Origin of the sequence: Halobacillus sp. Marseille-Q1614, assembly GCF_902809865.1 — a bacterium.
GTDB lineage: Bacteria > Bacillota > Bacilli > Bacillales > Halobacillaceae > Halobacillus_A.
The window spans coordinates 2,899,729-2,918,512 of the sequence record NZ_CADDWH010000001.1 but is presented as its reverse complement, the minus strand read 5'-3'; the positions used below and the strand labels follow the sequence as shown (position 1 = coordinate 2,918,512).

The window sequence follows — 18,784 nt, the reverse complement described above, 5'->3', positions numbered from 1 at the left end:
CTCACTTATTCGTTCAATATTTCACATAATATTAAATTTCTTCTTGCTCCTAGTTTAAAAGTATGTAAATATATATGTCAAGACTAATGTATATACACACAAAAGGGGATCGGAATGGAACCAAAAGTAATGGAAACAGAGGTTGTCATCATTGGAAGCGGAATTGCCGGTTTGCTGACAGCATTAGAATTGCCGGCAGAGAAAAAAGTTGTTTTAGTGACGAAGTCTGCTCTCGGTGCCGGGAACTCGAGCAAAGCACAGGGAGGAATAGCTGCAGCGCTTGGCCGCAATGATAGTGTAGAACTACACATTGAAGATACAGTGGAGGCCGGGCGTTATGTGAACGCTCGAAACATAGTGACAAATATACTTAAGCAGGCCCCACAAGTTATGGAAAAGTTAATATCACTCGGGGTAGCGTTTGATAAAAACAGGGGCGGTGAATTTGATCTAGCTAAAGAAGGTGCCCACAGCAGCCGCCGGATTTATCATGCGGGGGGAGACGCGACGGGCTGGCATATCATCGAGCAATTAAAAAAGAGAATCACGAAAAATGTCGAGGTGCTGGAGCTTTTTAACGCGTATGATCTTGTGATGAAAGAAGGCAGGTGTACTGGTGTAAGAGGGAAAAATAAAGAAGGGGAGCCTGTGGTCATTTTTGCCGATGCCACTATAGTTGCTGCAGGAGGGTGCGGCCAGCTGTATTCGATTACTTCTAATGCAGAAGAGTCAACAGGGGACGGCTTAGCGATGGCTTACCGAGCGGGTGCAAAGCTCGTCGATATGGAATACATGCAGTTTCATCCTACGATGCTCTTTGCTAGAGGGAGAGGAGCTGGGCTGTTATCTGAAGCAATTAGAGGAGAAGGCGGTATTTTAGTAGATGAATTCAACCATTCCATTATGAAAGATCGCCACCCCCTAAAAGACTTAGCTCCACGCTCGGTTACTTCATTGGCGGTCTACGAAAATTTGAAAAGCGGCAGAGAAGTATTTCTATCGATTAAAAATGTTCCGGATTTTCCCGAAAGGTTCCCGACGATTGCTGGACGAGTTCTGGCAGAAGGAATTAATCTGGCTGGAAATCTACTTCCGGTCCGCCCGGGCGCTCACTTTATGATGGGGGGGATTGCAGCAAATGAATGGGGAGAGACTTCCATTAAAGGTCTATATGCTATTGGGGAAGCTGCATGCACCGGCCTTCACGGCGCCAACCGGCTTGCCAGTAATTCTCTGTTGGAAGCCGCAGCTTCAGCTTTACTTTTGGGAAGCCGTTTAAAACACGAAGGTCTTTCAGTGGAAAAGGCAAGCCAAGTTCACTGGCCGCTCAGTTCAGTGCCGCCTATATTGCCAGAACTGGGTGAGCTGAAAGGGAGAATGGATGAGTGGGCAGGTATTGTTAAGACAAAGGAAAACTTACTCCAAATGAGAGAGTGGCTTGTGAACTTTCAACCTTATCTGCTGCGTTCTGCTTCTTTCGAGTTAACTGAAGAACAGCTGACAATTAAGAATATGCTGACTGTGGCTTGGATGGTCATAAATTCAGCATTGGAAAGGACAGAATCAAGAGGGGCTCATATACGGGCAGATTACCCGACAGAATCAGAAAAATGGTCCAGTCTATCAATCAATTGGGAAGGCGGATCGTTAAAGCCGTCTATAGAAAAGAAAAGGTCTGGGCATGAAAGGAACAGATACGATGAACCCGTTATTAATTAATGAAAAGCTGAGAAGTTTTTTTCTAGAGGATGTCGGGACAGGAGATGTAACGACGGAAGCTATTTTTTCCAGCCAACACACGTCTTCGGCAAGAGTGACTGCGAAAAGTGAAGGCTTATTTTGCGGAGGAGAAGTAATTAGAGAGGGATTCCGCCTCTTGGATAGTCAGGCAGAAATAACGATTTTTGTACAAGATGGTGAACTGATAACAAAAGGCCAAATCTTAGCAGAAATAAACGGAAGTACGGCCGCGATTTTAAGTGCTGAGCGCGTAATCCTTAATCTTATCCAGCGATTGAGCGGTATAGCATCGATGACTGCTCGGGCCGCAGCTTTATTGAACGATCCATCTATACGCATTTGTGATACGCGAAAAACAATACCCGGCCTAAGAATGTTTGATAAGTATGCTGTTAAGTGCGGCGGCGGGAGGAGTCATCGTTACGGACTTTATGATGCGGTAATGATTAAAGATAACCATATTTCAGCTGCCGGAAGTATTACCGAAGCGGTGAGGAAGGTAAAAGAATCAGCGGGCCATATGATTAAAATTGAAGTGGAAACGACAAGTGAGAGGGAAGTTAAAGAAGCGGTTGAAGCCGGCGCTGATGTCATCATGTTTGATAACTGCAAACCAGATGATATTAAAAATTGTACAGCTCTCGTCCCTGACGGCATTCAAACGGAGGCATCGGGAAATATAACTCTCAGCAATATAGTTTCATATAAAGGGTGCGGCGTTCATTATATTTCCCTTGGTAGTCTCACACATTCTGTCGAAGCAGCTGATATCAGCCTTTTAATAGAAAGCCCAAAACAGTAATTATTAAATTCAAGATAGAAAGGAAGTCATTACATGAAGGTCTTACAAAGCTTTCAGGCTCATACACTTCCTGAGCATATCCGCTCGATGAGTGAACAGGAGATGAAAAGACGGGTCTGGTCAATAAAAAGAAAGCTCGGAAAACGTCTATATATGCCAGGGCATTATTATCAAAAAGATGAAGTTATTCAATTTGCCGATGCGACCGGGGACTCGCTGCAGCTGGCAAAGGCAGCTGCGAGCAACAAAGAGGCAGAGTATATCGTTTTTTGTGGGGTGCACTTTATGGCAGAAACAGCTGATATACTATCTGCTGAGCATCAAACAGTGCTGCTCCCAGATTTAAGAGCTGGCTGTTCTATGGCTGATATGGCTACTATTCAGCAAGTGGAAAGAGCATGGCCAAAACTCCAGGCGAAGCTGGGAGATAACATTCTGCCAGTCACCTACGTTAATAGTACAGCCGCGATTAAAGCTTTTTGCGGAGAACATAACGGTTCGACCGTAACCTCTTCAAATGCTGCTCAGATGCTTGAATGGGCTTTTACTAAGAAGCAGTGTGTTCTATTTCTGCCTGATCAGCATCTGGGTCGTAATACGGCTTATGACCTTGGGATTTCCCTGAGCCAAATGGCTGTATGGAACCCGTTAAGTGATACGCTTGAATATGAAGGAGAAGCTCATAATATTCGAATGATCTTGTGGAAGGGGCACTGCTCTGTACATGAAAAATTCACCTTAGAAAATATAAAGCAAGTAAAAGCTAATCACCCTGATGTAAATGTAATCGTCCACCCGGAGTGTTCATTCGATGTTGTTCAGTCAGCAGATGAAGCGGGATCGACGAATAAAATTATCGATGTGATTCGACAAGCCCCTGCTGGAACGAAATGGGCCGTTGGAACAGAGATGAACCTAGTAAACCGTATAGCACAGCAGGAAGCTGAAAAAAATGTTTTTTCATTAAATCCTAATATGTGTTCATGCTTAACAATGAACCGAATTGACCTGCCTCATTTGCTATGGTCACTTGAAAGCATTATAGAGGAGGATCCTCACCATATTATAACCGTGGATACAGAGACTAAACAGCTGGCAATGGCTGCCCTGGAAAGAATGTTGTCGCGATAAAAACAGCTCAGGATGGCCGAAGCCACTGAAAAAGTCCTTTCTAATCTAAAAGAGCTGTTAAAGTTTGTTGTTCCGAACCGCTTGTCGGTGGATGCTTGCCGCGGGCACGGCCTGAAGCTAACTTAGTCAAGAAGATCACTTGACCAAGTGGATCTTCGGCTCGCGCTGTTCCCGCAGGCGTCACCACCGAACGCTCATCGTAGAATCAACAGAGCCAATCTATAAAGAGTGATTTTCTTAGATTTTTAAAAGAAAGTCACTCTTTTTTCTTGTACAATGAAAGTAATACATAAAAGTGAGAGATTTGATGTTAGACCGTCCACATTCAAGGTGCGATGGCGAATTTCACAGCTAATGGGAAACAAATCGTGAAACTTATGAAGGAATAAGGGCACAAATCTCTTGAAATTCTACCTTTCACAGATCTTCAGTTTTTCAGTGGCCACGGAGGGCCTGAGCTGTTTTTATTTATTGAGCAGTCTTAATCACCATAAAGAATAAAAAACAGGCCATTCTTCAAGAGAATAACCTGTTAGCGGGAGGATCGCGGATTTATAAATCATCGAATCCATTGTCTTCTGATACTTTCGTGTATTGTCTTGATTTCTGCTCAAAGAAATCGGATTTTCCTTCATCGACTTCTTGATAAGCGCGAATCCATTTTAATGGATTTTCATTATATTCAGGGTATGGCTTGACTGCGCCAAGGAGCTTACAGCGTTTGTTGGCAATATAGCGGATATAATCTTCTAAGTCTTTAATTGGAATCCCTGGAAAACTGCTGCCGATGATATGGTGAGCCCATTTGATTTCCAGTTCCACGGCTTTTTTAAAGGTTTCTGTCGTAAACTCTTCATATTTCTTACGGTCGAGATCAGGATTTTCGTTTAGCGTTTCTTTAAAAATATGGGCAAATAAATTAACGTGGATCTGCTCATCCCGGTTGATGTAGTTAATCATTGTGCTTGTCGAAACCATTTTCTGATTTCTTGCCAGGTTGTAGAAGAAGGCAAAACCGGCATAAAAGAACAAGCCTTCTAACACGACATCATACACGATGGATTTTAAGAAAGAATCAAGGCTTGGATGATCGGCAAATTCTTCATATCCATCAGTGATAAACTGATTTCTTTCTATTAGAATGTCGTCATGCTTCCAGTACTCAAAAATTTTCTCCTGTTCGCCTTGATCGACAAGAGTGGATAATACATAAGAATAAGACTGGTTATGGACAACCTCTTGAAAAGCAAGCACCTGCATTAATGCCGAGAGGCTCGAATCTGTTAAATAGTCTGCGATTTTGCCGGAGTAATCTGTTTGGATAGAATCTAAGAATGCAAGCAGTCCAATGATCTTTTTAAAAGAGTTCTGTTCTTGCTCAGAAAGAGACGGCCACTGTTTCAAGTCATTGCTCATGTTAATTTCACTTGGTATCCAGAAGTTGGCAAGCATCGTTTTATACATTGGGTATGCCCAGGAATAGCGGGTGTTGTCCCAATTCAGCACATTGGAACTTCTGCCATTGACGATCCCGGTAGATGCGTTTGGCGCGTTATGATCCACGAGCTTTCGTTTGTCTAGTATTTGATCCATATTAATTCCTCCTTACGATGAGCAGCTTTCACATTCGTCAAATTCACCCTGGCTTGAAGTAGAGCGGGTGTAGTAAGTCGTTTTTAACCCTGATTTCCATGCGTCCAGGTGGAGAGTAAGCAGCTCTTTTGCTTTAATGGTGTTTTTTACATACAAGTTAAAAGAAATCGACTGGTCCACATATCGCTGACGTGCAGCATTTTGCTTAATGCTCGTATGCTGATCAATGTCATAAGCTGATTTATAATACCAGTAAGTTTCAGGGCTTAGATCGGGAGCTGTGACTGGAATCTTGAAATCTTTCTTTTCTTCGGAATAGAATTTTTTAAATATAGGGTCAATGCTGGCTGTGCTTCCTGCAATAAGAGACGTACTTGAATTAGGGGCAACGGCCATAAGGTAACCATTGCGGATGCCATCACGATGCACCTTATCCTGAAGCTTAGGCCAGTCAAACTTTCCGTGTTGGTCAAACGCCCGTTTAACAAAAAATTGCCCCGTATCCCAGTCTGATCCTTCAAAGAGCGGGTAGCTGCCTTTTTCTTTTGCCAGCTCGCTGCTGGCTACTATCGTGTAATAGGCAATCTCTTCATAAACCTCATTTGTGTAATCGACAGCCTCACCTGACTCCCAGGCTATTTTTTTCTGTGCTAATAGATGCGCCCATCCAAAAGTTCCTAAGCCAATGCCTCTGTAAGACTGGTTCGTCAGCTGTGCCTGCAGGACAGGGATCGTATTTCGCTCGATGACATTGTCGAGCATTCGTACTTGAATCGAAATGAGTCTTTGCAGCACGTTGGCGGGGACGGCTCTGCCTAGATTAATGCTGGACAGATTGCAGACAACAAATTCGCCGGGAGTCTTTATAGTAATGATTTTTCCATCTTCGACCCGCTGTTCTTCCTGCGTTGTCGGACTCTGGTTTTGGGTGATTTCTGTGCAGAGATTGCTGCAGTAGATCATGCCTTTATGAGAATTTGGGTTCATTCGGTTTACTTCATCACGGTAAAACATGTATGGCGTACCGGTTTCGAGCTGTCCAATCATAATACGCTTCATGATTTCAATGGCGGGAACCTTTTCCTTTGAAAGGCGGTCCTCCTGAATGCATGCTTCATAGCGGTTCCTAAAGGATCCCAAACCCCGCACTTCATCATAAGAGTCCTCTAATGAAAAACCCATGACGGTTCGAACTTCGTGAGGGTCAAATAAATACCAGTTATCACGGTTCTCGACGGCTTCCATGAACAGATCAGGGATAGAGACGCCTGTAAATAGGTCATGAGTCCGCTGGCGCTCATCGCCATTATTCAGCCGGCTATCTAAGAACGGGAAAATATCTTTATGCCATACATCTAAGTAAACCGCTACAGCCCCCTGACGCTGTCCGAGCTGATCAACGCTGACAGCTGTATTGTTAATCTGCTTCATCCAGGGGAGAACTCCGGAGGAAACCCCCTTAAATCCGCGGATATCACTGCCGCGGCTGCGGATTTTTCCTAAGTAAACACCAATTCCTCCACCGTGCTTGCTTAAGTTCGCAATATCTGTGTTGCTGTCGTAAATCGATTGGAGGCTGTCATCCACCGTATCTATAAAGCAGGAGCTCAGCTGCCCATACCGCTTCCCGGCATTGGCCAGAGTCGGGGTGGCCACCGTCATATAGAGGCTGCTCAGCGCCCAATAGGATTCTTTAACTAATTTTAAACGATTGGCTTTTGGTTCATCTGCCATCAGAGTCATGGCGATAATCATAAAACGCTCCTGCGGAAGTTCAAAAACTTGGCCAGACTTAGATTTGGCTAAATAGCGGTCTCCGAGCGTTTTCACCCCAATATAAGTAAACAGTCCGTCCCTCTCTGGTACAAGCGCCTCTTCCAACTCATTTACTTCTGCTTCTGAATAGTAATTGAGAAGGGAAGAAGTATAAATATCTTCCTCCATAAGCTGATTCAGCAATTGATAGAACCCGGTATATGGATGTTCGGTTCCGCGATTTTTCATAGCTTCTTCGTACATTTGCTGCAAATGGATCCGGCTCGCTACATACGTCCAGTCCGGCAATGTTTCACTAATTTCTGCAAGGCATTCCAGCACAAGAGTTTTTGCCTGTTCGTTTCTGTTTCCTGGTAAATTCTTTGATTTTTCAATGATTCGATCCAATTCTAAAGAAGGAAAGGAGGCTTTTTGTGTTTCCAGCCATTCCTGCCAAAAAGTCGTTTGAATTGATTGCATATCACCACTCCTTTGTTTTAAAGCTTTTTATCCATAGGCTTTGTTATTGCGGGCGGGGAAGGAATCTTTCGGCACTCCTGCTTAAAAAACGTGCTCACGGAAGCCCTCAGCGATGTAACGAGCGAGGTGGCCCGAAGGTTCTTCCGCTTAAAAGGGAGCGGATTCCTCCTTTTTATGCTGAAAAAGTTTTTAACAAAGTCTGACCATAAAAAAATCCGCTCAATAAATTGAGCGGATGAAACCATGAAACGGAGGAGGTAAGGCTGCCTGCATTCCATCGTTTCATCTTCTCAATCCCCGAAGAAGTAGAAACTCCTGCGAACGAAGACAGGTCTCCTGACTTACACTCGATCCTACTCCGGCCCTTCCCGTGAATGCACAGTGGGTGATCCGTTTCGCGAGTGATTACAGTTGCGGGGGCAGTTCTGGAATTGTACCAGATTCCCTATTAAGCCTAGTGGCATCTTCTATTCGCGGATACTATATATAGTGTTTTTAAAATCAATAATTAGCTTATATTGTGTTATAAGCATAACGAAGTTTAAAATGAAGTGCAACAATTTTATACAAAAATAAGCAGAAAGAATGTGTTTGAAAATAGAGGGAACGATCGACTTATATCGAAAAGTATAGGGAGAAAGGGAGGACGCTAATGAAGTCAGAAAAGGCATTAACAATTAACAAAAAGTGCTGGGATTCAATTGCTCATCATTTTGACGGTAAAGATGCATTACCTGATTACGGGCCTTACAGCCAGAGTGAAGAAGAGCTTCAGCTGCTTGGAAATATTGATAATACGACGGTGCTTGATATAGGTTGTGGAAGCGGGCATTCTTTGGAGTATGTAAGAAATAAACGCGCGCGTGAAGTATGGGGGGTAGACATTTCTGAATCGCAGATCCAGACGGCCAGGACGCTTCTCCCTTATGAGAACGTATCCTTGCATTGCGGCCCGATGGAAGAAAAGGGCACTATTCCAGAAAATTATTTTGACATCGTTTACTCTATTTATGCTTTAGGGTGGACGATGGATTTGAGAACAACCCTGTCGCTCGTATACTCATACTTAAAAGAGGGAGGGATCTTTGTGTTTAGCTGGGAGCATCCTTTTTATCCGACAGTTGATGTCAAAGAAGGAAGAATTGAAGTAACGCAGGCGTATGAACAGTCTCAACATAGGATTTTTGAAAGCTTTAAAGAAGATGGAATTCAAGCTGTGATGAAACGCAGAACATTGAGTACATATATAAATGAACTCATTCAAGCAGGTTTTACGATTGAAAAGCTTATTGAGGGGAGTGGGAGGTCTGAAGCGGAAGCGTCATACTCGCAGAGATATTATTCTTCCTTTAAAGCGAGTAAAGTACCAGCCACTTTTATAATAAAAGTTCGAAAGTAAGGGGAATGAAAGAATGAAATCTTTTAATTGGCATACAGAAGCAGAAAAACAGTGGGATGAACGGGCGGAATTTTGGAATGCCAACAGCCGCAGCATGTGGGACAAAGGCAGCAGGCAAACGATAATTCCTTTTATGGGACGGTTCATTGATAAAGGAATTACCGTTGCAGATTTGGGCTGCGGCGATGGTTATGGCTCTTTTAAGTTGTATCAGGCTGGATATCATGTGACCGGAGTGGATATTTCAGAAGATATGATTCGGCGTGCGAAAAGTCGAGTTGAGGAAGAAACTCTTCAATTCGTCCAAGGTGATTTAGTGGATCTGCCTTTAGCGAATGAAAGCTTTGATGCTGTTATGGCAGTTAACAGTTTAGAGTGGGTGCAAGTGCCTGATGAAGGCTTAAAAGAGATGAAGCGGGTTTTAAAGCCTGGAGGGAAATTGTGCATAGGTATCCTTGGGCCTACAGCCAAACCAAGAGTAAATAGTTACCGCAGGGTTTACGGAGAAGAAGTTATCTGCAATACCATGATGCCCTGGGAGTTTGAGCAGCTGGCTTTAGAATCAGGCTGGAAGCTGGTAGATGGGCATGGTGTATGGAAGCGGGAAGTTGAAGGGAAAGACCTTTCTGATCTGCCTCAGGAGCTTCAGCAGGCCCTGTCGTTCATGTGGGTGTTCTTATTGGAAAAATAGCTGAATAACCATTTGCAGAATGCGTCATTTTATGGCGCATTTTTTTGTGGCTTTAAAGGATTTTTAACCAACTATTGACATAAATATAGATTAAGTTTGAATTATATGAATGCTGACAAAAATCATCGGAATTATATAGTTTAGTTTTTAAGCAGCATTCATATCATATTGAACTGAAGAAGGGGGATTAGAATGAGTACATTTCTAGTAGTCGTAAACGTTGCAGTTTTACTGGCGCTCATTGGTGTATTAATTAAAATGCAGCAAAAGCACTTTTCGTTCAGTAAACGTGTGTTTGCAGGTCTAGGGTTTGGAATCATTTTAGGTATTTATTTACAGACCGCATTCGGTACAGAATCAGAAATTGTAACTCAAACGACGGACTGGTACAGTCTGGCGGGCAGCGGCTACGTCAAATTGTTGATGATGATCGTCATTCCGCTCGTTATGGTTTCGATCATTCAGGCGATCATTAATTTAGAGAAGGCATCAGAACTCGGACGGATGTCGGCATGGATTATTGGAATTCTTGTGGCGACAGCAATGGTGGCCGGAGTGGTTGGTGTCGGCAGCTCGCTTATGTTTGATTTAAATGCCGATCAGATTGAAGCCGGCCAGGAGGAGCAGGAACGGGGCGCCTATATGGAGGAAAACTTAGGAAGCCTTCAGGATATGAGCACACCTGAAAAAATTCTCGAATTTATTCCGGCCAATCCATTTTTAGATATGACAGGCGACCGGGCTACATCAACGATTGCTGTCGTAATCTTCTCGGCAATTGTTGGTATAGCTGTATTAGGCGTCAGGAGAAAGAATCCTGAGCAGGCAGCCGTATTTACTAAAGGAGTCAACGCGGTTTATGCTGTCGTCATGAGGATTGTTACATTGATCCTTCGTTTGACGCCAATTGGGATTATGGGATTAATGGCCAATACGGTTGCTCAAACAAATGTGGCTGGAATTTTAGAAATGGGTAAATTCGTTTTAGCCTCTTATGTTGCATTGCTTGTCATGTTTATTTTGCATCTCACACTTATCGCATTCAGCGGACTTAACCCATTCACTTATCTGAAAAAAGTATTGCCGGTTCTCGGTTTTGCTTTTACTTCCCGCTCTAGTGCAGGGACAATTCCTTTAAATATTTCAGCTCAGAAAAACAGCCTGGGCGTCGATGAAGGTACCGCCAACATGTCAGCTTCCTTTGGTGCGACGATCGGTCAGAATGGATGTGCCGGAATTTATCCTGCTATGCTTGCGGTTATGATTGCACCGTCTGTCGGTATCGATCCGCTTAGTCCAGGATTTTTAATTCAGTTGATCCTGCTGATTGGCATCAGCTCCTTTGGAGTAGCCGGAGTAGGGGGAGGCGCGACATTTGCAGCTCTCATCGTGTTATCTTCCATGAATCTTCCAGTAGCTTTGGCCGGCCTTTTGATTTCGGTAGAGCCGCTGATTGACATGGGACGTACAGCTTTAAATGTAAACGGTGCGATGACGTCTGGAACGATAACCTCACGCATTCTCGGTAAGTTCAACCGTGAAAAGTTTAACGACGCAAAAGCAGTGGAAAAAGACATTGCTATTTAAATAAAGCTTGAACAGAGTTTCTAAAAGAGCCGGCACTCGACGGCTCTTTTTTATGTTGTCAGTTTATGTAGAACATTGCAGGATTTACTCGTAATTTGGAGAATACATTAAACAAAGAGGTTAACCTAATGAAAAGGGGCATAAATCACATGTATTCGCAAGAGGTAACCAGGCGCGTTCAACAATCCCTCAATCAGCTGGGAAGCAATACGTCTTCCGCCTATATAGAAAATTTAACAAAAGTCCAAGTGATGGACTTATACCTACAGGATTATGGGGAAAAGATTTCACCAGAGAAGATCCGCAGCGTAATCTTAGAAATTTTCGGTATCAACCTTGAAGGAATATCAGCTTTGGAGAAGCTTCGAATTTCTGTATTTTCGAAAGGGCAGTGGATTGCTCAGAAACCTAAGGATTTATTTGTTGTGCATGCAGGAGCAGGGGATATCGATGTAAGAATTTATGCCACGCCCTATTTTAAAAAGTCAGCAGGCTACTCCAAGATACCTGAATCGCTTAGGGAAAAGCTTGAAGGCTTGGGTTACAGCCCTCTAAACGAAAAAGAAGAATATTATTACAGAGATCCTTCCGGCCAGAGTGTCCCTATGGAATTTAAAGACCAGACGATCGCCGCCATTGGAGAAGTCGTCCAGCTTGAATATAAACACATTTAAAAAGAGCATAGGCCAGCAGCCTGTGCTCTTATACATTAGTGAATATTCCATAAAAACTCGGCAACAGCTTCATCTACTCCAGTATGTTCGTGCAGCCCGGAGTGTGTGGCTGAAGGACCGCTGAAAACAAGCTCAGAGAAGTTTTTCCGCGGGACAATTCCTCGCAGTCCAAGGGCGCTTGGTTTTGTTACAACCCCATCCCATTGATCTTCTTCAAGGTCATTCTCATTAATGACACCCGCAATCGAAAGTGCTTGAATATCTTTTTCGAAGTTCTCTTTACTGTTTAACATTGTGACTAGTGCATTGGATTTCACTTGCAGGTCCACAGTGGCTTCTCCTGTGTTTAAACTGAAATAATCATTTTGCCCAATCCCTAAAAAAGGACTGCCGATCGTAATTAACTTTTTAACCTCCGGATAGTCGCCTTCTTGGTTGTTCAGTAAAAAGTTAGTGGAAGCTAATCCTCCCATGGAATGACCGACTAAATTAACTTGTGAAATTGCGTAGTCATTGTGAAGCTTCGTCATTATCGTACGAAGCCAGCTCGTCTGGTCAGCAATGCTCGCACGGTTGTTTTCAAAAATGACCTGAATAAACGGGTTCATTGTATAAGGGATACCTCCGCGAACCCTTACATTACCTTCATTTGTAACATATATGACCATTCGCTTTGTTCCCCAATTATTATCTTCAAACCGGTCCAGCATTGTATTAAATGAGCCAGGCCCGCCCTTGTAGCCATGCACAAAAATAGTCGGTGTCACGACCGAAGGCTTTTCAGAACGAGTCGGTGTAGAATTGACAAAGAAAATCGACGCCCCCAGTAAAAAGGATAACACGGTTATCCATATGAACTTTTTTCTATGGTGTAATACCTTATCAAGCATGGTGAGCCTCCAAAAACTGTACTTCTTCCAGTGTAATATAGAATTGATTTATTATAAACCTATTATTTCATTTTTGTTACAAATATTACGGTTTTATGATAAAAAGCCAGCGCAGAAGGCTGACTTTTTAATGGAGAAGATGGCTTATCTTCTCAGTTTTTGCAGTAATCTTAAGACTTCAATATACAACCAGACGAGCGTAATCATAAGTCCAAATGCTGCATACCATTCTAAATGTTTAGCCGCCTGCCGTTTAACTCCTCGTTCAATAAAGTCAAAGTCCAGCACTAAGTTTAATGCGGCAATAGCAGCAATAAAGATATTAATCCCGATTCCAATCCATCCATTTGAATGAAGATAAGGGACCTGAGTGTTAAAAAATATGTTTAAAATAAAGTTGATTAAATAAACGATTAATATCCCGATTGTAGCCGCAATGACCATCTGCCGGAACTTTTGCGTGACCCGTATGATTCTTAAGGAATAAAGGATGAGCAGTCCGGCCATTACTCCAAATGTGATAGATACCGCCTGAAGGACGATGCCCGGATACATTGATTCCACAATGGACGATAGGCCGCCGATAAAAAAGCCTTCAAGAGCTGCATAAACCGGGGCGGTAACGGGGGCTGCCTTTTTAAAGAAAATCGTAATTAATGCAAAAATTAAACTGCCGATCAGGCCGATCATCATCATTGTACGTACGTCCGTACCTTGGATATATTGATACCATGTATACCCTGCAGTACCTAATAAAAAGATAAATAATAAGCTCGTTTTACCAATAGTGCCTCCAAAGGTCATAGAAGATCCACCTGAATGATTCCTGGAGAACACTTTCTCGTTTAAGGCAGGGTTTCCTGAGCGCATAGTCTTCCTCTCCTATCTTCGTGCTATCTGTCTATTTCCCGATATTATATAGTTAAACATATGTGCCGGGGGAAGAAACGAATAAAGTATTACGATGTTTATATTTTCCTTTTTACAGGAAAACTAAGGATAAGTTTTCAATTAGAAAGGAGAATCGTTTTGAATCAAGAAGAATTGAAGAAAAAGATATACAATATTATGGATCAGCATAAAATCGGTACTCTTGCCTCGGTAAAGCAGGGCAAGCCGCACTCCCGTTATATGACATTTGCGAATGACGATGAGTTCACGTTCTATACACCTACTCACAGAGAGACCCATAAGACGGATGAAATTGAAGAGAATCCTAATGTTCATATCCTTATCGGCTATGAAGGGGAAGGTTATGGCGACACCTATTTAGAGGTGGAAGGCCAGGCGAAGATTAGAGAAGACCAGAAGGTTAAAGACTGGCTTTGGACCGAACAGATGGAACACTGGTTTAACGGAAAAGAAGATCCAGACTACATCGTGCTCGAGATTTACCCTGAAAGCATCCGGCTGATGAACGCCGGCGATAAAACTCCGCAAACATTAGAGATGTAAATGAAAGAAGCTGCTTCCCTTTAGGGGAGGCAGCTTCTTTAATGGTGCAGGGCGTGCTGAATCATCTGCTGCAGTACATTAATGACGTGCTCATCGTCGTGAGAATAGTACATCGTTGTTCCTTCCCGCCGGTATTTAACTAGCCGTAAGTTTTTTAAAAAACGCAGCTGGTGGGAAACCGTGGATTGCCTTAGGTGGAGGCTTTCCGCAATCTCATTGACACTGTACTCCTTTTCAAAAAGAAGGTTAAGAATTCTCACCCTCGTCGGGTCTGATAAGGCCTTGAAGGTTTGCGTGACGACGAAAAGCGTTTCTTCATCGAGGTCTTTTGAGTAAAAAGGGTGGTCATCCATATGTTTATCCTCCTTTTTCTTCATTCATCGAACAATATTCATCCTCATATTCAATTTCTATCGTTATATGGTCGAGATGAATATCTTCAATCACTTGCTTCACCTGTTCTTTAATGTTGCACACAGCTTCCTTGCTGGAGGATGCCGGCACAACGACATGTGTGGAAAACGCGTGGTGTTCCCCATCTAAAGACCACAAGTGAGTATGGTGGGTGGACTTCACGTCAGGCAGCTGCTGGATCGTATTAATAATTTCATCTAAATTAATGTTCTCTGGTACAGCCTCTAAGAACAGACGCATGGTTTTTACTAAATTAAGAATAACATTATATAAAATATACAACGTAATGAAAATTGATGCGATCGGGTCAAGAATCGGCAGCTCGGCAAATGTCATGACGATACTGACAATTAATACAGCCACCCAGCCGAGCACGTCTTCAAGCAGGTGCCAGGTGATTACTTTCTGATTCATTGAGGAACCGCCGCGAAGTTTAAAAACGGCAGCACCATTAACGAGAATCCCGAGCACCGCGAGTCCCATCATACCTAATGTATGAGGCTCCTGCGGGTCAAGCAGCCTCGGTACAGCTTCTGTTAGAATGAAAATTGATCCTACTATGAGTACCACACTGTTAATTAACGCTGCTAATAAAGAAAAACGCTTATAGCCAAACGAAAATTGCTTGCTTTTTTCCTTCTTAGAGAAGTTCTGCAGAAACCATGCGAGTCCAAGTGACAGGGAATCCCCTAAATCATGGAGCGCATCAGAGATAATCGCCATACTATTTGTTAAGATACCTCCAATAAGTTCAATAATTGTGAAGAAAAAATTAAGAAAGAAAGCTGTTTTGATATTTCCGGTCGTATGGTCATGATGATGGTGATGGTGTCCCAAATAGATCGCCTCCTTACTTCAATATATGTGTATATGTTCATATATATCATATTATGGGAAAGAATTAAAGTGTCAATAAATTAAAGAAGAAAACGCCAGGCTTCCTAAAAAGCCCGGCGCTTAAGTATAGAATATCAATAAAACTTACTTTCTATCGGCGGGTAATCGTCTAAATGGCCGGTAACTTCTGCCAGACGCTTCACTTCCCGAAGGAGGAAGGTTTTATCAAGTTCATAAATGACTTGCTTCTCAATATGATCAATCGTGTTACAGCCAAAATTCCACAGCTTATCATGTTTATCTTTATCAATAGACTCAGCGACCTTGGCTAAGCAGGCAACAATTTCGGTAATAATTAAATGGTTATCCTTTGCATAGTGGCGGATATAGCCAAAGCCCCGGTAAATGTAGTAGTCGAAAGTTTCTTCTCTTAGAATCACCCGCACCTGCTTATCATCGTCGGCAAGGTAAGGGCTGAACGTAATGTAGCTGTCAACGGAAAGCATAAGGTCGGCCATCTGGTGAAGGGTATTGGACGCTGTTTTAGGATCATCATTGCCAAGTGCCTTAATCGCAATTTCGGCAAGCTTGTGCATCCCCATCTGAATATCCTGAACTTCTGTTTCTTTGTAGCCGATTTCCACCATTTCATAGTATTTAGACTCATCTACTTTGTCGGCGCCCGGACCCCAATAACTAATCAGGTCATTGCCTGCCAGGATATAGTCGCCTGTCTGAACATGCAGCTGGAGAATAATATCATCCTGACGGGCTTCGTCAATCATTCGGTTATAATCAAACAGCTGAATATAGCCCGTTTTCCTTGAAAGTACATTGTGGGATTCCTCCTGATAATCTTCCATTAAGTTACTTGGATCCTTTGTGCGGTGTTTATCCAGATCTTTTCTTAAGGACTCGTAAATAATATCCTTAGAGACATTTTTCATACTGTACGTGATATTGTGGACCTGCATCCACGTTGTCGCATGGTTGATAAAATATACAAAAACCAATGCTGTAATAAAAGCTAGGGTTGCTGTCATAATAGGTGTAGCAATCAGGACTTTTTGCGAAGTTCCTCCAATAAAAAGAAATAAAAGCAACACAAACACAAAGCTGCCGTTAAATATTCCTAAAGCATGCTGGGTTTGGCGGTCGGAAATAAAGTTCAGCAGCATCCGCGGTGAAAACTGACCGCTGAATGTTGTTAAAACAACTAAGAGGGAGTTGAGCGTAAAGGCGCTCAGCGTTAAAATACCGCCAATCAGGGCACTGATCAAAGTTCTCGTCGCCTGGGGCTCAAAGTGAAGCAAAGGTGGTATAACGTCCTCCAGGCCAATCACAAGGTCTAAAGTTAAAGTGAGCGCCACTAAAAAAATGGAGATAATTATGTAAATAAGCGGCATTAACCATAATGTAGACTGTATTTCATGTTTTCGAAGCCGTTTAGACATCTGGAAGTATTTTTGTAAAGATAAAGGCAGCAAATTTAAAAACATAGAACGCCTTCCTTTTTAGTAGAATTTTGTTAATCTTTACTTTACCCTGCGGTATATAATTTAAACTGGAAGACGTGGAACCAATAACAGGAGGCGGTTGAAAAATGTGCTGGCAGAAGAAGTCGTTTGAGGATTTAACGAAAAGAGAGCTTTACTCTATCTTAAGAATCCGAACCCAGGTTTTTGTAGTGGAACAAAATTGCCCTTATGAAGAAGTGGACGGGCGTGACGAGGAGTGCATGCATATATGGAAAGAAGACGCAGGTGAGATCGTGGCATACTGCCGCCTTGTTCCCCCGGAGAAGCCGGATGAGTATTACTCGATTGGACGCGTCCTCGTCTCAAAAGCGGCCAGAGGGAAGGGATACGGCAGGAAGCTGATGAATACAGCGTTATTAACTCTAAATGAGTGGGATGTCCCTGCTGTTCAGCTTCATGGCCAGGAGTACTTAAGGGATTTTTATCGTTCGTTTGGGTTTGAAGAAGTAACGGAAGTATACCTTGAAGATAATATTCCGCACGTGGATATGGTAATGAAGATGCCGCCGGCAAGGAAATCTTAGTTGGGAACATACGTCTGTGAGCAAGAGGTTATAAAAGAAGGAACTTCCATAAAGAGGAAGTTCCTTCTTTTAATCCATTCCGGAGGTTTTTCTATGCCTGCTTGAACTTTTTAAACCGTTGAACCGCATCCTTTAAGCTTTCGTTCGAATTGTTAAGCCCGATTCTTACATAGTTTTCTCCATACTCTCCAAATCCAATGCCGGGGGCAACGAATAGTCCTACTTTCTCCAGGAGGGCATCGGCAAATGTTTCAGAAGTATAGCTTTCTGGAACCTTCAGCCACATAAAGAATGAACCTTTACATGGTGTGGTTTCATAGCCGGCTTCTCTCAGGCCTTCTTCTAGAATGTGGCGGCGCTCTTCATACGTATCGCGCAGGTCCTCCACGCACTTTTGCGAATCTAAAAGGGCAGCAGCGGCTGCATCCTGAACCGCTCCGAACAGACTGCAGTAGTAATGATCCTGAATCAGCTCAAGCGCTTGAACGACGCTGTGGTTGCCGACAGCAAAAGCGATCCGCCATCCGGCCATGTTGTATGTTTTCGACATCGTGTAAATTTCAACACCCACATCTTTGGCGCCCGGAATTTCTAGAAAGCTTAGCGGCTTTTCTCCATCAAACCCGATGGCTCCATATGCGAAATCATGAACGACACATATATCGTTTCGATCTGCTACTTCAATCGTTTCTTCAAAAAACTCGCGATTTGCTGAAGCTGATGTCGGGTTGTTCGGGTAGTTAAGAAACATCAGCTTTGCTTTTTTTAGAACAGCTGGGTCGATGTCGTTATATTTGGGAAGGAATGCATTTTCTTCAAGAAGCGGCATAGGCTCCATGACTCCATCGGCCAGTGCCACACCTGACCAGTAGTCTGGATAACCAGGGTCAGGAACGAGCGCGACATCTCCCGGGTTTAGAAAACACTGACTTAGTTCAACAAGTCCTGCTTTACTGCCAAATAATATGGCAACTTCTTTCTCCGGATCTACATCGACATCGTACTCCCGCTTATAGTATGTCGCTACTGCTTCTTTTAAGTGGCTAAAGCCTTGAAAAGGGGGGTATTTATGATTCAAAGGATTTTCGGCGGCTTTTTTTAAGGCCTCAACAATATGGCCAGGGGTCGGCTGATCAGGGTTCCCCTGTCCCAGGTTAATAAGGTCATGTCCCTGCTGCTGATATGTATTAAGCTTGTTTACAAGCTTGGCAAAAAACTGATCGGGCAACCGTTTTAATGACTCTGACTGCTGGAACTCTTTCATAAACTCCTAC

General features: G+C 43.1%; 18 protein-coding genes and 1 riboswitch. Of the genes, 9 read left to right on the top strand and 9 right to left on the bottom strand.

What is annotated here, in order from left to right:
* Nucleotides 1-114 precede the first annotated feature (114 nt).
* Genes nadB through nadA form a run of 3 tightly spaced genes read left to right on the top strand, consistent with a single transcriptional unit; the run spans nt 115 to nt 3,673 of the window.
* Nucleotides 115-1,719 (top strand): L-aspartate oxidase, encoded by a 1,605-nt coding sequence (gene nadB / locus HUS26_RS14545; protein WP_173917819.1) that lies wholly within the window; start codon nt 115-117, stop codon nt 1,717-1,719.
* Nucleotides 1,700-2,542: a carboxylating nicotinate-nucleotide diphosphorylase gene (nadC, locus tag HUS26_RS14540; protein WP_173918865.1), complete on the top strand. Its 843-nt coding sequence runs from the start codon at nt 1,700-1,702 to the stop codon at nt 2,540-2,542. The genes nadB and nadC overlap by 20 nt, the downstream gene beginning before the upstream one ends.
* A gap of 33 nt (nt 2,543-2,575) precedes the next feature.
* Nucleotides 2,576-3,673, top strand: coding sequence for a quinolinate synthase NadA (nadA, locus tag HUS26_RS14535; protein ID WP_173917818.1), 1,098 nt, complete (start codon nt 2,576-2,578; stop codon nt 3,671-3,673).
* Between the two features lie 40 nt (nt 3,674-3,713).
* Here the strand turns inward: nadA and HUS26_RS14530 are convergent, their stop codons facing one another.
* From HUS26_RS14530 to HUS26_RS14520, 3 genes are all read right to left on the bottom strand, one after another.
* Complete coding sequence (locus HUS26_RS14530; protein ID WP_173917817.1) at nt 3,714-3,860, bottom strand: hypothetical protein; 147 nt, start codon at nt 3,858-3,860, stop codon at nt 3,714-3,716.
* A gap of 365 nt (nt 3,861-4,225) precedes the next feature.
* Nucleotides 4,226-5,266 carry a ribonucleotide-diphosphate reductase subunit beta gene (locus HUS26_RS14525; protein WP_173917816.1) on the bottom strand — a complete coding sequence of 347 codons (1,041 nt, stop codon included), beginning with the start codon at nt 5,264-5,266 and terminating at the stop codon, nt 4,226-4,228.
* 12 nt (nt 5,267-5,278) lie between these two features.
* Nucleotides 5,279-7,501: a ribonucleoside-diphosphate reductase subunit alpha gene (locus tag HUS26_RS14520; protein WP_173917815.1), complete on the bottom strand. Its 2,223-nt coding sequence runs from the start codon at nt 7,499-7,501 to the stop codon at nt 5,279-5,281.
* A gap of 308 nt (nt 7,502-7,809) precedes the next feature.
* Nucleotides 7,810-7,984: riboswitch (cobalamin riboswitch) on the bottom strand.
* Nucleotides 7,985-8,153: 169 nt separating this feature from the next.
* Between HUS26_RS14520 and HUS26_RS14515 the strand changes: the two genes are divergently transcribed.
* From HUS26_RS14515 to HUS26_RS14500, 4 genes are all read left to right on the top strand, one after another.
* On the top strand, nt 8,154-8,900 hold the full coding sequence (locus tag HUS26_RS14515) for a class I SAM-dependent methyltransferase (RefSeq protein ID WP_173917814.1): 747 nt from the start codon (nt 8,154-8,156) through the stop codon (nt 8,898-8,900).
* A gap of 13 nt (nt 8,901-8,913) precedes the next feature.
* Nucleotides 8,914-9,591 (top strand): class I SAM-dependent methyltransferase, encoded by a 678-nt coding sequence (locus tag HUS26_RS14510; RefSeq protein WP_173917813.1) that lies wholly within the window; start codon nt 8,914-8,916, stop codon nt 9,589-9,591.
* Nucleotides 9,592-9,783: 192 nt separating this feature from the next.
* The gene (locus tag HUS26_RS14505) at nt 9,784-11,178 is read left to right on the top strand and encodes an L-cystine transporter (protein WP_173917812.1); all 1,395 of its coding nucleotides are present in this window, start codon (nt 9,784-9,786) and stop codon (nt 11,176-11,178) included.
* 149 nt (nt 11,179-11,327) lie between these two features.
* Entirely contained in the window at nt 11,328-11,852 is a 525-nt protein-coding gene (locus HUS26_RS14500; RefSeq protein ID WP_173917811.1) for a hypothetical protein, read from the top strand.
* 35 nt (nt 11,853-11,887) lie between these two features.
* Here HUS26_RS14500 and HUS26_RS14495 read toward each other — a convergent pair whose 3' ends face one another.
* Together HUS26_RS14495 and HUS26_RS14490 are read right to left on the bottom strand one after the other, a co-directional pair.
* Nucleotides 11,888-12,742 (bottom strand): alpha/beta fold hydrolase, encoded by an 855-nt coding sequence (locus tag HUS26_RS14495; protein WP_173917810.1) that lies wholly within the window; start codon nt 12,740-12,742, stop codon nt 11,888-11,890.
* Between the two features lie 144 nt (nt 12,743-12,886).
* Nucleotides 12,887-13,612, bottom strand: a complete 726-nt coding sequence (locus HUS26_RS14490; protein WP_173917809.1) for a Bax inhibitor-1/YccA family protein — start codon at nt 13,610-13,612, stop codon at nt 12,887-12,889.
* 159 nt (nt 13,613-13,771) lie between these two features.
* Between HUS26_RS14490 and HUS26_RS14485 the strand changes: the two genes are divergently transcribed.
* The gene (locus tag HUS26_RS14485) at nt 13,772-14,197 is read left to right on the top strand and encodes a pyridoxamine 5'-phosphate oxidase family protein (protein ID WP_173917808.1); all 426 of its coding nucleotides are present in this window, start codon (nt 13,772-13,774) and stop codon (nt 14,195-14,197) included.
* Between the two features lie 38 nt (nt 14,198-14,235).
* On the opposite strand, the gene HUS26_RS14480 is transcribed toward HUS26_RS14485, so the two are convergent.
* The 3 genes from HUS26_RS14480 to HUS26_RS14470 all read right to left on the bottom strand — a co-directional run bounded on the left by HUS26_RS14480 (nt 14,236) and on the right by HUS26_RS14470 (nt 16,947).
* The gene (locus tag HUS26_RS14480; protein ID WP_173917807.1) at nt 14,236-14,550 is read right to left on the bottom strand and encodes a helix-turn-helix transcriptional regulator; all 315 of its coding nucleotides are present in this window, start codon (nt 14,548-14,550) and stop codon (nt 14,236-14,238) included.
* 4 nt (nt 14,551-14,554) lie between these two features.
* On the bottom strand, nt 14,555-15,448 hold the full coding sequence (locus HUS26_RS14475) for a cation diffusion facilitator family transporter (protein ID WP_173917806.1): 894 nt from the start codon (nt 15,446-15,448) through the stop codon (nt 14,555-14,557).
* A gap of 134 nt (nt 15,449-15,582) precedes the next feature.
* Entirely contained in the window at nt 15,583-16,947 is a 1,365-nt protein-coding gene (locus HUS26_RS14470) for a DUF2254 domain-containing protein (protein WP_173917805.1), read from the bottom strand.
* Nucleotides 16,948-17,051: 104 nt separating this feature from the next.
* On the opposite strand from HUS26_RS14470, the gene HUS26_RS14465 reads away from it, so the two are divergent.
* The gene (locus tag HUS26_RS14465; protein WP_173917804.1) at nt 17,052-17,510 is read left to right on the top strand and encodes a GNAT family N-acetyltransferase; all 459 of its coding nucleotides are present in this window, start codon (nt 17,052-17,054) and stop codon (nt 17,508-17,510) included.
* A 91-nt stretch (nt 17,511-17,601) separates the two neighbouring features.
* Here HUS26_RS14465 and HUS26_RS14460 read toward each other — a convergent pair whose 3' ends face one another.
* Nucleotides 17,602-18,774 carry a pyridoxal phosphate-dependent aminotransferase gene (locus HUS26_RS14460; RefSeq protein WP_173917803.1) on the bottom strand — a complete coding sequence of 391 codons (1,173 nt, stop codon included), beginning with the start codon at nt 18,772-18,774 and terminating at the stop codon, nt 17,602-17,604.
* Nucleotides 18,775-18,784: the final 10 nt, after the last annotated feature.

Excerpts from the sequence above, each read along its gene's own strand:
- nadB (WP_173917819.1), top strand. The coding sequence starts at position 115 with ATGGAACCAAAAGTAATGGAAACAGAGGTTGTCATCATTGGAAGCGGA.
- nadC (WP_173918865.1), top strand. The coding sequence starts at position 1,700 with ATGAACCCGTTATTAATTAATGAAAAGCTGAGAAGTTTTTTTCTAGAG.
- nadA (WP_173917818.1), top strand. The coding sequence starts at position 2,576 with ATGAAGGTCTTACAAAGCTTTCAGGCTCATACACTTCCTGAGCATATC.
- HUS26_RS14525 (WP_173917816.1), bottom strand. The coding sequence starts at position 5,266 with ATGGATCAAATACTAGACAAACGAAAGCTCGTGGATCATAACGCGCCA.
- HUS26_RS14520 (WP_173917815.1), bottom strand. The coding sequence starts at position 7,501 with ATGCAATCAATTCAAACGACTTTTTGGCAGGAATGGCTGGAAACACAA.
- HUS26_RS14515 (WP_173917814.1), top strand. The coding sequence starts at position 8,154 with ATGAAGTCAGAAAAGGCATTAACAATTAACAAAAAGTGCTGGGATTCA.
- HUS26_RS14510 (WP_173917813.1), top strand. The coding sequence starts at position 8,914 with ATGAAATCTTTTAATTGGCATACAGAAGCAGAAAAACAGTGGGATGAA.
- HUS26_RS14505 (WP_173917812.1), top strand. The coding sequence starts at position 9,784 with ATGAGTACATTTCTAGTAGTCGTAAACGTTGCAGTTTTACTGGCGCTC.
- HUS26_RS14500 (WP_173917811.1), top strand. The coding sequence starts at position 11,328 with ATGTATTCGCAAGAGGTAACCAGGCGCGTTCAACAATCCCTCAATCAG.
- HUS26_RS14495 (WP_173917810.1), bottom strand. The coding sequence starts at position 12,742 with ATGCTTGATAAGGTATTACACCATAGAAAAAAGTTCATATGGATAACC.
- HUS26_RS14490 (WP_173917809.1), bottom strand. The coding sequence starts at position 13,612 with ATGCGCTCAGGAAACCCTGCCTTAAACGAGAAAGTGTTCTCCAGGAAT.
- HUS26_RS14480 (WP_173917807.1), bottom strand. The coding sequence starts at position 14,550 with ATGGATGACCACCCTTTTTACTCAAAAGACCTCGATGAAGAAACGCTT.
- HUS26_RS14470 (WP_173917805.1), bottom strand. The coding sequence starts at position 16,947 with ATGTTTTTAAATTTGCTGCCTTTATCTTTACAAAAATACTTCCAGATG.
- HUS26_RS14465 (WP_173917804.1), top strand. The coding sequence starts at position 17,052 with ATGTGCTGGCAGAAGAAGTCGTTTGAGGATTTAACGAAAAGAGAGCTT.
- HUS26_RS14460 (WP_173917803.1), bottom strand. The coding sequence starts at position 18,774 with ATGAAAGAGTTCCAGCAGTCAGAGTCATTAAAACGGTTGCCCGATCAG.